The following is a 12,068-nucleotide window of genomic DNA, read 5'->3' as shown; positions in this document are numbered from 1 at the left end:
TATTCATGATTGGTAAATTCGACAGATATCTGTTGGCTCAGTTCCTGATGTTGTTCGGGATCTTCGCACTCGTCCTTGTCTTGGTTTACTGGATCAATCGAGCCGTAGTCCTTTTTGACCAGCTCATCGCAAACGGACAATCCGCTGCAGTTTTCCTTGAGTTCTCGCTATTATCGCTGCCGAACGTCATCCGCATTGTCCTGCCGATTGCCGCCTTCGCCGCATCTGTCTACGTAAGCAACCGACTGACCACCGAAAGCGAGCTTGTTGTTGTTCAGGCCACAGGGTTTTCGCCCTGGAGGCTTGCAAGACCGGTGCTGGTATTTGGCTTGGTCGTTGCTGTTTTGACCAGCATCCTCGCGCATATCTTGGTCCCATCGAGCCTTCGCCAATTGGCCATTCGCTCTGACGAGATAGCGCAAAACATGACCGCCAGACTATTGAGCGAAGGCCAGTTCCTGCACCCGACAACAAATGTGACCTTTTATATTCGTGAAATCTCAGCGCGTGGAGAGCTAAAGAATGTCTTTCTTTCCGATGCCCGCGACCCGACACGAACGCTCACCTATACCACGCGTGAAGCTTTGCTAATCCGAGGAGACACAGCCCCAACATTGATTATGCTGGAAGGGCTGACACAGGTCCTAGATCGTGAAACACGGCTTTTGTCAGTCACTCAGTTCGAAGATTTCGCGTTTGATTTGTCCGGCTTTGTGGATATGTCACCGCCTGGCAGGCTTCGCCCTCAGCAGATGCCAACGGGCGATCTTTTGCAGGCCAGCCAGGAAGATCAACAGGCAACGAATTTGCCCTCGTCAACGCTCATCGCCGAGGCACATGAACGATTTGCTCTTGCATTAAACGGTTTCATTGCGCCTCTAATCGGATTCTCAGCACTACTTCTAGGTGGATTTTCACGTTTCGGCGTCTGGCGTCAGATCATCTTTGCAATCGGTATATTGGTCGTGATTCAGATGGTTACGCGGATTGGCCAGGACGCGGTTCAAGCAAATGCTTCAAGTTGGCCATTGGCTTACCTCGGGCCCACACTGGGATTGGCCTTGTTCGCGACGATGCTTTGGGTTGCTGCGCATCCGGGCTTGCTTAGGTTCGGCAAAAGTAAACCACCAAACCCGGGGCCTGCAAAATGACGCTCCACATCTACTTTGCAAAGCGCTTCCTGCGATCCTTTCTGTCAACGCTGATGGTGTTCTTTGTCATTCTGTTCATGGTGGACATGATTGAGCAAATCCGTCGTTTTGGTCCCAGCGATGCATCGTTTAAAGATTTCATTGTTTTAACATCACTGAACATTCCGGAAACCCTGTACCGAATTTTGCCATTGGTTACGCTCCTATCCACGCTGGCACTCTTCCTAGGATTGGCACGATCATCCGAACTTGTCGTGACCCGCGCTTCTGGAAGGTCAGCGCTAAAATCCTTGATTGCTCCCACACTGATGGCTTTGTTGGTAGGTGCGATTTCTGTTGGTGTCTTCAACCCGATTATCGCCGCCACCACAAAACAGTATGAGACATACGGATCCAAACTAACCGGAAGCGGTGCAACGACATTATCTGTTACCAAAGACGGGTTGTGGCTCAGGCAGGGTAATGCATCAGGACAAACCGTAATCAGTGCAAGTCGGGTCAATCTTCAGGGAACAGTACTGTTCGATGTGAGTTTTCTGGGTTTTGATCTTGATGGTCGGCCGACATTTCGGATTGAGGCAGAGAAAGCCGAGTTGAAGTCCGGAGCCTGGGCAATTGAAAATGCTAAGGAATGGCGGTTTGACAATAACAGCAAAATTCCCGAGGCCGCCGCCTTTCAAGCCAAAAAACTCAGCCTGGCATCAAGTTTGACGCAGGACCAGATACTGGACAGTTTTGGCTCACCCTCGTCCATTCCGGTTTGGGAATTGCCTCGTTTTATCGAACGGTTGGAAACCGCAGGATTTTCGGCACGCATTCACCGAACCTTTCTTCATATGGAATTGGCGCTGCCGTTACTCCTTGTAAGTATGGTGCTAATAGGTGCTGGATTTACGATGCGCCACACGCGTTTCGGGCGCACGGGCATCATGGTTCTTGGCGCACTCGCATTAGGATTCGGATTGTTTTTTATTCGCAATTTTGCGGCCATTCTTGGCGAAAATGGGCAAGTTCCCATCCTACTGGCCGTTTGGGGCCCTCCACTTGCGGCCATATTGCTTCCGTTAGGATTGCTTTTGCACCTGGAAGACGGATGAAGCGAATATTCCGAAAATTCATGGCGATCCATCTACTGGCGTTGACCGTTCTGTTAAGCGCTCCAGCTTCTGCACAGAACCAAGCGACGCTTTTGGCCGACTCCATTTCGGTTGATCCTCAGGGCATCATAATTGCCGAAGGGAATGTCGAAGTATTTCACGAAGAGACACGGCTAACCGCGACTCGCGTTATTTATGATCAGCGTGCAAATCAGTTGAACATCACCGGCCCTATCGTAGTCACAGACAGCGACGGCAGCGTTTTTGCAGCGCAGTCTGCGACACTAGACTCAAGCTTGCGCGACGGAATATTGCAATCCGCCCGATTGGTTCTGAACCGGCAACTCCAGCTGGCTGCCAACGATATATCACGCATTGACGGTCGATATACGGCTCTAAACAACACTGTGGCTTCAGCCTGCCGTGTCTGCTCGGACAACCAGACGCCACTTTGGGAAATACGTGCCAGCCGTGTCGTCCACGACAATCAAGAACAGCAACTGTATTTTGAAAGCGCTCAACTGAGGTTTGTTGGCGTACCCGTATTCTATATCCCGCGGCTTCGCCTGCCAGATCCAACCCTTGAACGCACCAGTGGCTTCCTTATCCCTCGACTTCGTACATCCTCTGACTTGGGCACCGGTCTGAAGTTGCCGTATTTCTATGCAATTGGACAACACGCCGACTTAACTGTGACACCATATTTATCGGCTTCGACTGAGACTCTCGAATTCGGGTATCGACAAGAAATCAGAAACGGACAACTGTCATTTGATGGTGCCTTTTCAAACGACGACATCGACAGCGACCGAGGGTATGTGTTTGCGACTGGCCAATACCAATTGCCAAAAGATTTTCGCCTGTCGGGACAGCTCGAACTCGTTTCAGACCCTGGATACCTTTACCTTTACAACTACTCTGACAAAGACCGCCTGACCAACAGCATCTCTGTTGATCGCGTCCGCGAAAAAGATGTCTTCAGCTTCAGCGTCTCAGAGTTCCGCACTCTCAGAGAAAGCGAAATTCCGATACGCGACACGCTGACGGACCGCTTCTTAGAAACTCGATACCGGCGAAAATTACCCAACCTCGTCTTTGGCGGCCAAACCGACGTCTTCGTTAGCGCCGTTACACTTAACCGGCCATCGTCCGCTGACATTGATGGACGAGATGTTTCGCGGGTCGGTATCGGCGCCGAATGGAAACGGAGCTTTCTGTTCAGCCACGGTATCGTCGCAAAAACTGAACTTGGTGCACAGGCTGATGCCTATAACATCGGACAGGACAGCAACTTCGAATCTAATCTGATCAGAACAGTACCGCGCGGCGCATTGGAACTGCGCCTGCCCATGATCCGCAACAATTCTGATGGTTCATCTGACTTGCTTGAACCAATTCTTCGACTGGACATCGCAGATGCCAGTGGCGGATTGGTTCCATTAGAAGACAGCAACATTGTTGAGTTTGACGAAGCTAACCTTTTCTCGTTTTCCCGATACCCCGGTGTTGACGGTGTTGAAAACGGTGCACGACTTGCGGCTGGCTTGAATTGGAAGCGAAGAACAGCGCAAAACACTACATATGATCTTGCTCTTGGCCGCGTCGCTAGCCTTGATGGCTCGCTTGGATTTGCAGCAGGAACTGGTCTCACTGGCGACCAATCAGAGTGGCTGGTTGCGGGACGAATGCAAATGAACAGCAATCTGGCTATCGCAAGCCGTTCTCTTTTTGATGACAACGTGGCAGTTACCCTGAGTGAAACCCGAATAGACTGGGCAAGCCAAACAGCGTCAGTTGGATCTAGTTACATATTCGCAGCCCCGGAACCAGCTGAAGGTCGACTGGAAAGGTTGTCCGAATGGTCATTCGACGGCTCCCTGGCCATCACTGAAAACTGGACGGCAAGCACCGATTGGCGATATGACTTTCGCGCGGGTCGCGCCGCCAAAGCCGGACTGGGCCTTAACTTCACCAATGAGTGTGTGGAAATCGATCTTTCAGTCTCGCGCCGCTACGCGACCTCAAGTAGTGTAACGCCAACAACGGATTTTGGCTTTCGAATTTCGCTGAATGGGGTGGGTGGAGCAAGTGCTGGACCGACAAACAAACACACTTGCAGCGGCTAATTCGATGTTTGGAGGGCGGATGATCCGAATAATTCTGACAGTGGCGGTTGCGCTGTTGTTGTTGCCGACAACAAGCACGGCATTGAATGCACAAAGTAGGTTTACCCCGGCTATTCAGGTGGGCGATCAAATCGTTACACGGTATCAGCTGGACCAAAGAACCCTGTTTCTTTCGCTCTTGAACGCCCCTGGTGACCCGCGCCAGTTGGCGCGCGAACAACTCATCTCCGAGGCCATTCAGCTATCGGCCACTCGACAAGCTAACATTGCGCCCAGCGACGACCAAATCTTGTCCGCTCAATCTGAATTTGCCGCCCGCGCAGATCTAACAGTCGATGAATTTGTTGGCGCACTTGCCGAAAGCGGCGTCAACGCACAGACATTTCGCGATTTCATGGCGGCAGGAGTTGCCTGGCGCAGTCTGGTGCGGCAAAGATTTGGTGAAACTGCTGCCGCAATCTCGACGGATCAAATTGAAAGAGCTTTGGCCAGAACCGGCACAGAGGGCGGTGTCAGAATTCTGGTTACTGAAATTCTACTACCAGCGACCTCCCCCGAAACAACCCGAGCGTCTCGCGCAAGAGCCTCTGAAATTCGCTCGGTCACAACTGAAGCAGAGTTCTCCGGCTTCGCCAGACAGTATTCTGTTGCCAATTCGCGGTTCAACGGTGGCGAGCTTGGATGGGCTCCGCTAACTGCCCTTCCGCCCGAGGTTAGTGCCGAAATCAGTCGCATCAATCCAGGGCAAATATCGCGCCCTATCGATCTGGAAAACGCCATAGGCCTTTATTTCCTTCGAGACATCGAGCAAGTGGCTGCCGGAACACCAAGCACCCTAGCTGTCGACTACGCACTGTTTGTTACCGGCGGTGATCAAGCCAGCGCAACTGCATTAATGGGCAGCATCGATACGTGCGATGACTTATATGGCGTTGCGCAAGGCTTACCGCCGCAGCGGCTTACTCGCGAAAACACACCTATACAAGGACTTCCAGACGACGTTAGGGCAGCCATCACAGGTCTCGATGTAGGTGAGGCGACTACAAGTCTTCGCAGAAACGACCAGATCACAATCCTTATGCTGTGCAGCCGTAGCCCGGCACAGGAAAGTACGGTCGATATGGAAATCGTCCAAAACAGAATGGCGAATTCACGCATGGGCGTCATGGCAGCCGATTACCTGGCGAACTTACGCGCCAGCACGCACATCGTCGATCTAACGGCGCAATAGGTGTTACGACTGTGAGGCAATCTGTTGCGCTGACATGCGGTGATCCAGCGGGAATAGGGCCCGAAATAGCCATAAAAGCTCGTCAGGCACTTAAAGACCAAATGCCATTCTTCTGGATCGGCGATCCGCGCCACCTGCCAGCGGAGACTTCCTACCAAGTCATCGAAACGCCAGCCGAAGTTCCGGATGTGTCATCAACAAAGCTGCCTGTCCTTCGCCACGACTTCCCATGTCCGGCCACACCGGGCAATCCCACACCCGAGAACGCCAGTTCGATCGTGACCGCAATCGAACGCGCTGTCAGCCTGGTCAAAAGTGGCCAAGTTTCCGGCCTCTGCACAAGTCCAATCTCAAAGAAAATTCTTGTTGATCACGCCGACTTCAAGCACCCCGGACACACCGAATTTCTTGCACATCTGGCAGGCCAAGACCGCAGCGTCATGATGTTGGCTTCCAGCGAACTACGTGTAGTACCTGCAACCATCCACATTCCATTGCGCGATGTTCGTGGTGCTCTAACGCCCAATGTCCTGGAATACGTACTGCGGACCACCCTTGAGGCCCTTCACAAAGATTTCGGGCTCTTGGTGCCGCGAATTGCCGTTGCGGGGTTGAACCCGCACGCAGGCGAAGGCGGCATTTTGGGTGATGAGGAACTGGAATTCATAGCGCCGCTTTGTGAAAAGCTGCGAAAAGAGGGGCATGATGTCATCGGCCCATTGCCCGCTGACACGATGTTTCACGCGGCTGCTCGATCCACCTATGACGCCGCAGTGGCAATGTATCACGATCAGGCATTGATACCCATCAAGACGATAGCCTTTGATACTGGCGTAAACACAACTTTGGGTTTGCCCTTCATTCGCACCTCTCCTGACCATGGGACAGCTTTTGATATTGCTGGCAAAGGCATAGCTAACCCAAATTCGTTAATCGAGGCGCTCAAACTGGCCGACAGCATGGCACAGGTTCGAAAGAAAAGTCTCGCATGAGCGCAATTGATGACCTGCCACCTCTGCGTGACGTGATTGCCAAGCACGGATTGTCGGCGCGAAAATCTCTCGGCCAGAACTTTCTCTTAGATCTCAACTTAACAGCTAAGATTGCACGGGTTGGAGGTGATCTGAGTGCCTCCGACATCCTTGAAATCGGCCCTGGCCCAGGTGGGCTGACGCGTGGTCTCTTGGCAGAAGGAGCCCGCCGTGTCCTGGCGGTTGAAAAAGACGAACGCTGTCTGCCCGCACTTCAACAAATCGCAGACGCATATCCCGACAGGCTCACTGTAATTTCAGCAGACGCATTGGATTTGGACATTTCCGGAATGTTGGTGCCACCAATCAAGATCGCCGCCAATCTTCCGTACAACGTCGGAACAGAGCTCCTGACACGCTGGCTTGATCCACCAGAATGGCCTCCATTCTGGGAAAGCATGACTTTGATGTTTCAAAAGGAGGTCGCACAGCGCATCGTCGCACGTCCAGGAAGCAAAACTTATGGCCGCCTAAGCATCCTTGCCTCTTGGCGAAGCGATGCCAGAATTGCGATGGAGCTGCCGCCGGCTGCCTTTTCGCCACCACCCAAAGTGCACTCGGCAGTTGTACATTTGAAGTCGCTACCAGAGCCACGATTTCCCGCAGATGGCAAAACGCTTTTGCGCCTTGTGGCTCAAGCTTTCAATCAGCGCCGAAAGATGATGCGCGCAAGCCTTAAAGGTGCCGCGCCAGATATCGAAGATCGCTTGATAGCTGCTGGTATCAAACCCACGGACCGCGCAGAAAACGTAGAGCTAGAGCAATTTTGTACTCTGGCACGAACCATACTAGAACCTTAGTTAGATTTATTCTGCAGCATCCGGGGCCGCAGGTGTCTCAGAAATCACGGGCTGCTCACCGTTTCCCTCGTCCTGCGCTTTTGGCTTCGGTTCCGGCTTTTTTCTTGGCTTGCGTGCGCGCTGGGGCCGCTCTTCCGGGGTCTCTACCAAACCGGTTTCAACACCCGAACTGTCAAGATCAATTACATCACCACCTGATTTCGGCGCCTCTTTGGAACTCGGTTGAGGCTGGGTGGCGTCCTGCACATCCGGCTGAACACCATTTCCCGCAGGCTGCTCATTGTCGTGGCGGCGCGGCTGCTGATTTTGATTATTCTGCTGGTTTTGATTGTTTTGCTGATTTTGATTGTTTTGTTGGTTCTGCTGGTGCTGTTGCTGCCGTTCCTGCTGTTCACGCTGTGCCTCTGCCAGCATACGCAAATAATGCTCAGCATGCTGCTGAAAATTCTCGGCCGCTACGCGGTCATTCGACAATTGCGCATCGCGTGCAAGTTGATTGTACTTATCAATTATTTGCTGCGGCGTTCCGCGAACCTTCCCCTCGGGGCCTGAACTGTCGAAAACTCGGTTAACGACATTACCGACGGAACGGTTGCGGTTCGACTTCGACCGCGAACGTGATTTTGATGATCTCATTAGGTTACAGTCCAGCCTTTGGTCTGGTCTTGCGCGGCTTTCCTAACGTGGCGTCCCGTCGTGGGTCGCAATGTCCGTGCAAGGATTGGCAATTCGCGAGGTGAGCTAACAGATGCTCCGCAACTCGCTGAATTTTGTGTAGCTAGTGGGGTTGTTCAGGGCAAGGGAAAACTGTCGCATTGGGCGCATAATCAGCGGAAATCCCACATACTTGCCAAAAAGATCGCTATTTTCCGTTAACTTTGACCGAGCAAGCGACTACACGGTCATGACCATTCAAGTCGGTATAGGTTTGGATATCTTCAAGTCCCTCGCTCCGAAAAATCTGTGAAACTGCACTTGCCTGCGTTTTCCCGATCTCGACGATTAGCCTCCCGTCAGGGTGTAAAAACTCGCGCGCCCGCCGCGCAATTTCGATATATGCCGAAGTGCCATCACCTTCGTCAGTCAAAGCGCCCCGCGGCTCAAATTCCCGCACTTCGGGTTGAAGAGCATCCATTTCGTCCAGTGCGATGTAAGGCGGGTTCGAGACGATAAGATCGAATGCACCGCTCAATCCGGACCACCAGTTGGACTTAACGAAAGAGACTCGACTGCCCATCCCCAATGCGTCTGTGTTTGTTTGAGCACACCGCAAGGCGCCATCGGACGCATCACAACCAATACCTGTCGCGCCTTTTGCTTCAGCCAGTATGCTAAGTAGAATGCAACCGCTACCGGTCCCTAGGTCCAGGCAACGTTCAACCGACCTCTCTAACGCAATGTCCACCAACATTTCTGTTTCTGGCCTCGGGTCCAACACGTCCGCTGAAACGCGAAACCAATGATCGCGAAACCACCGACCCCCGATAATGTGAGATACTGGCTCGCGATTTGCGCGCCGTTGGATCAACTCGTCAAATAGCTTGGCCACGACCCCACCAACATCATCGCGCAGCATCAAAGTAATTCGGTCAATGTCGACACCCATGGCAAATGCCAAAAGTCGGCGAGCATCCCGGACCGCATCCGAAACACCATTGCGTGACAACATTTCAGCGCCCTCATTCACAATTGACTGAACTGTTCGCTTCGTCAAAGTCCCTGCTCTGCCAGTTTCGCAGCCTGATCATCCGCGGTCAAAGCGTCGACAATCTCATCAAGATCACCCTGCATGATCTCGCTAAGCTTATATAAAGTAAGACCAATTCTATGATCCGTCATACGGCCCTGCGGAAAGTTGTAGGTTCGGATACGTTCGGACCGGTCACCAGATCCCACTTGCGACTTGCGCTCGGCCGCGCGCTCGTCGGCGGCCTTTTGCCTCTCGGCATCAAAGAGTTTCGCCCGTAGAACCTGCATCGCAATCGCACGGTTCTGGTGCTGTGATTTCTCAGACGACGTTACGACAATACCGCTTGGAATATGCGTAATGCGAACAGCCGAATCTGTGGTGTTCACGTGCTGCCCGCCTGCGCCGCTGGCTCGCATGGTATCAATCCGGATGTCAGTCACTGGGATATCGATGTCGACCTCTTCTGCCTCTGGAAGCACGGCAACAGTTGCTGCCGAGGTATGAATACGGCCACCACTTTCGGTTTCGGGCACCCTTTGCACACGATGCACCCCAGACTCGAACTTCAAACGGGCAAACACTCCCTCGCCCGCGACATTAACGACAGCCTCTTTGATCCCGCCCAGCTCAGACTCTGAATGCTCGATAATGTTGAACCGCCAACCCTTGGCCTCGGCATAGCGCTGATACATCCGCAGAAGATCCCCTGCAAAAAGCGCCGCCTCGTCGCCACCTGTTCCAGGACGGATCTCAATGATAGCTGGGCGAGCATCCGCCGCATCTTTCGGCAAAAGCGAAACGCGCAGAGCTTGCTCCGCCGCCGGAATACTACCACGAAGCCCAAGCAATTCTTCTTCTGCCAGAGCGCGCATTTCCGGATCATCAAGCATAGATTCGGCTTCTGCCTGCCCCGTCAACAGCGCCTGATACTCGGCAATCTCCGCAACTACTGGACGCAGATCCGAGTATTCTTTCGCAAGTGCAGCTATTTCACCGGCATCTGCCCCACCGGCCATTTTGGCCTCAAGGAACTGGAAACGCGCGGTAATCTGGTCAAGTGTATCAGACGGGATCATGTATCCCATGTCCTTCATTGCCCGTTGTTGGTCAAGCCGCTGTTACCTGCTTTGGAGGTGTTATTTTACAGTTCTCGTCCTCATGGGGAGAGTTTCGCTGAAAAATTTGACCACGTCGGCCTCTGACTTGCAGACATGAAAGGTGATAGCGGGCAGGTTCTGGACAGTAATTGCAGCGATACTCAGTGTGCACGGATAGACTTGGGTGAAATCATCTGTGTCGCTGTCGATGGACGTAATTTATGGCGCCGTGCGACATGTCCGCAAGTGGTCCACTTTGCGAGGACGCCCGCGCGGTTAGGCTTTCGTCGTCGCTAAGCGAACCGCAGTTGCAGTTCAGCCAGCCAGCGATCCAATCTGTCACGGTTGCGTCCGGCATCTGACCCCAACTTCATGCGCTGGCGCGAAATCACCGAAACTTTTGTGTTAGCACCTTCGGCAACGGCCTTAACAGTTATGACATCGCGTGTTCCGGTCACTGGAGCCCTAGCGACGAAAGTCATCATACCCTCCGAGATATCGCCCTCCAGGGCCTTAACTCCCGGTTCACTCAGAGCAACTTCCGAAAATTCTTGTAAGACCTCTGAAAGCGGCCCAGAAAATCTGGGCGCTTCCCGCCCGATAAGGCGAAATGACCGCTGTGCACTGTCGTCAACATCCGCTGGATCCAAATGCCATTCATCCGGATTCGTAGGTGACCACCTGCTCCACATAAAGGTAATTAGTGCAATAATACCAACAACTAAAGCAAAGTTGCCCATAGATCCTCCATCGCGCCCGTTGACAGTAATAGCGGCTAATTATGGCAAAATTTTTGCGTCAGAAATCTGATCGGCGGTTCCATGCCAACAAACAAATCAACTCGTATCCAACATGTGCGGCCGCGACCGCTGTGATACTCGCATGATCATATGCCGGCGCAACTTCTACGACATCCGCTCCGATTAGATTGATGCCCGCCAAATCCCGTAGCATTGCGGCGACTTGCGCAGACGTTAGACCGCCCCAAACTGGCGTGCCGGTTCCTGGCGCATATGCAGGGTCCATCGCATCAATGTCAAAGCTCAGATAAACGTTAGATTCTCCTATTATCTCTTTGATTTTGCTCACAATATCTGGCGCACTAGCCTCATGAACTTCTCGTGCTCCAATACGCCGAATACCCATTGGAGTATCATTGCTAATTCGAATGCCCACTTGAACTGACTTCTCGACATCGATCAGGCCTTCTTTCACCGCCTTATAGATGATTGTGCCACGATCGACCCGTGCGGGTTCATCATCAATCCAGGTGTCCGAATGCGCATCGAACTGCAAAAGCGCGAGCGGACCAAATTTCTTGGCGTGGGCGCGCAAAATTGGAAGAGTTATCGAATGATCCCCACCCAAGGTCAGACAGGACGTTTCTGTATCCAGAATACCGTCTATATGAGATTCAATAAGCACCGGAACATCCGCGACACGGGCATAATCAAATGCCATGTCACCGTAGTCGGCAATTGCAAACTCGCTCAATGGATCAAAACCCCAACCATACGGGGGATCTCCAGCTTGCAGCGTCGATGCTTCTCGAATTGCGCGGGGTCCAAACCGTGCACCAGAACGGTGCGTCACCGCTTGATCGAAAGGCACTCCAGTCACCGCAATATCAATGTCATCAAGCTCTTTGGTGAGCTTTCGACGCAAAAATGAGGACACACCGGAAAACACATTCTCATAGGCTAACCCACGTGGATCCTTCCGGGTGACTGCTACATCCACCTCATTGGCAGCATCTTCCAACGCCATCTTTGTCTCCCGCGGCTTTCTTTCAGCCATCAATATGATTTGCTCGCACCATGTAGACTCATCGGGTTGGCTGGTAAA

The 12,068-nt window shown here is 52.6% G+C and carries 11 protein-coding genes; 6 read left to right on the top strand and 5 right to left on the bottom strand.

Annotated features, from left to right (window positions below; genetic code table 11):
• Positions 1-8 precede the first annotated feature (8 nt).
• From lptF to rsmA, 6 genes are read left to right on the top strand one after another with little or no spacing between them, the layout of a single operon-like run.
• Positions 9-1,151, top strand: coding sequence for an LPS export ABC transporter permease LptF (gene lptF, locus GKR98_17320; protein ID QMU60157.1), 1,143 nt, complete (start codon positions 9-11; stop codon positions 1,149-1,151).
• Complete coding sequence (lptG, locus tag GKR98_17315; protein ID QMU59783.1) at positions 1,148-2,248, top strand: LPS export ABC transporter permease LptG; 1,101 nt, start codon at positions 1,148-1,150, stop codon at positions 2,246-2,248. The genes lptF and lptG overlap by 4 nt, the downstream gene beginning before the upstream one ends.
• Entirely contained in the window at positions 2,245-4,374 is a 2,130-nt protein-coding gene (gene lptD / locus GKR98_17310; protein ID QMU59782.1) for an LPS assembly protein LptD, read from the top strand. Before lptG ends, lptD begins: the two co-directional genes overlap by 4 nt.
• Positions 4,319-5,605, top strand: a complete 1,287-nt coding sequence (locus GKR98_17305) for a peptidylprolyl isomerase (protein QMU59781.1) — start codon at positions 4,319-4,321, stop codon at positions 5,603-5,605. The genes lptD and GKR98_17305 overlap by 56 nt, the downstream gene beginning before the upstream one ends.
• A gap of 11 nt (positions 5,606-5,616) precedes the next feature.
• Complete coding sequence (gene pdxA, locus GKR98_17300; protein QMU59780.1) at positions 5,617-6,597, top strand: 4-hydroxythreonine-4-phosphate dehydrogenase PdxA; 981 nt, start codon at positions 5,617-5,619, stop codon at positions 6,595-6,597.
• The gene (rsmA, locus tag GKR98_17295; protein ID QMU59779.1) at positions 6,594-7,436 is read left to right on the top strand and encodes a 16S rRNA (adenine(1518)-N(6)/adenine(1519)-N(6))-dimethyltransferase RsmA; all 843 of its coding nucleotides are present in this window, start codon (positions 6,594-6,596) and stop codon (positions 7,434-7,436) included. Before pdxA ends, rsmA begins: the two co-directional genes overlap by 4 nt.
• Before the next feature lie 6 nt (positions 7,437-7,442).
• Here the strand turns inward: rsmA and GKR98_17290 are convergent, their stop codons facing one another.
• The 5 genes from GKR98_17290 to speB form a co-directional block, all read right to left on the bottom strand.
• Complete coding sequence (locus GKR98_17290) at positions 7,443-8,072, bottom strand: DUF4167 domain-containing protein (protein QMU59778.1); 630 nt, start codon at positions 8,070-8,072, stop codon at positions 7,443-7,445.
• 226 nt (positions 8,073-8,298) lie between these two features.
• Positions 8,299-9,105: a peptide chain release factor N(5)-glutamine methyltransferase gene (prmC, locus tag GKR98_17285; protein QMU60156.1), complete on the bottom strand. Its 807-nt coding sequence runs from the start codon at positions 9,103-9,105 to the stop codon at positions 8,299-8,301.
• Positions 9,106-9,146: 41 nt separating this feature from the next.
• Positions 9,147-10,202, bottom strand: a complete 1,056-nt coding sequence (prfA, locus tag GKR98_17280) for a peptide chain release factor 1 (GenBank protein QMU59777.1) — start codon at positions 10,200-10,202, stop codon at positions 9,147-9,149.
• Between the two features lie 314 nt (positions 10,203-10,516).
• Positions 10,517-10,963, bottom strand: coding sequence for a DUF1499 domain-containing protein (locus tag GKR98_17275; GenBank protein QMU59776.1), 447 nt, complete (start codon positions 10,961-10,963; stop codon positions 10,517-10,519).
• Between the two features lie 58 nt (positions 10,964-11,021).
• A complete protein-coding gene (speB, locus tag GKR98_17270) occupies positions 11,022-11,990 on the bottom strand; it encodes an agmatinase (GenBank protein QMU59775.1) in 969 nt (322 codons plus the stop codon).
• Positions 11,991-12,068: the final 78 nt, after the last annotated feature.

The organism is Boseongicola sp., assembly GCA_014075275.1.
Classification (GTDB): Bacteria; Pseudomonadota; Alphaproteobacteria; order Rhodobacterales; family Rhodobacteraceae.
The sequence above is the reverse complement of the archived record's forward strand: the minus strand, read 5'-3'. Positions and strand labels throughout refer to the sequence as shown.

Excerpts from the sequence above, each read along its gene's own strand:
- prfA (QMU59777.1), bottom strand. The coding sequence starts at position 10,202 with ATGATCCCGTCTGATACACTTGACCAGATTACCGCGCGTTTCCAGTTC.
- rsmA (QMU59779.1), top strand. The coding sequence starts at position 6,594 with ATGAGCGCAATTGATGACCTGCCACCTCTGCGTGACGTGATTGCCAAG.
- lptG (QMU59783.1), top strand. The coding sequence starts at position 1,148 with ATGACGCTCCACATCTACTTTGCAAAGCGCTTCCTGCGATCCTTTCTG.
- prmC (QMU60156.1), bottom strand. The coding sequence starts at position 9,105 with ATGTTGTCACGCAATGGTGTTTCGGATGCGGTCCGGGATGCTCGCCGA.
- GKR98_17305 (QMU59781.1), top strand. The coding sequence starts at position 4,319 with ATGGGGTGGGTGGAGCAAGTGCTGGACCGACAAACAAACACACTTGCA.
- GKR98_17290 (QMU59778.1), bottom strand. The coding sequence starts at position 8,072 with ATGAGATCATCAAAATCACGTTCGCGGTCGAAGTCGAACCGCAACCGT.
- GKR98_17275 (QMU59776.1), bottom strand. The coding sequence starts at position 10,963 with ATGGGCAACTTTGCTTTAGTTGTTGGTATTATTGCACTAATTACCTTT.
- lptD (QMU59782.1), top strand. The coding sequence starts at position 2,245 with ATGAAGCGAATATTCCGAAAATTCATGGCGATCCATCTACTGGCGTTG.
- speB (QMU59775.1), bottom strand. The coding sequence starts at position 11,990 with ATGGCGTTGGAAGATGCTGCCAATGAGGTGGATGTAGCAGTCACCCGG.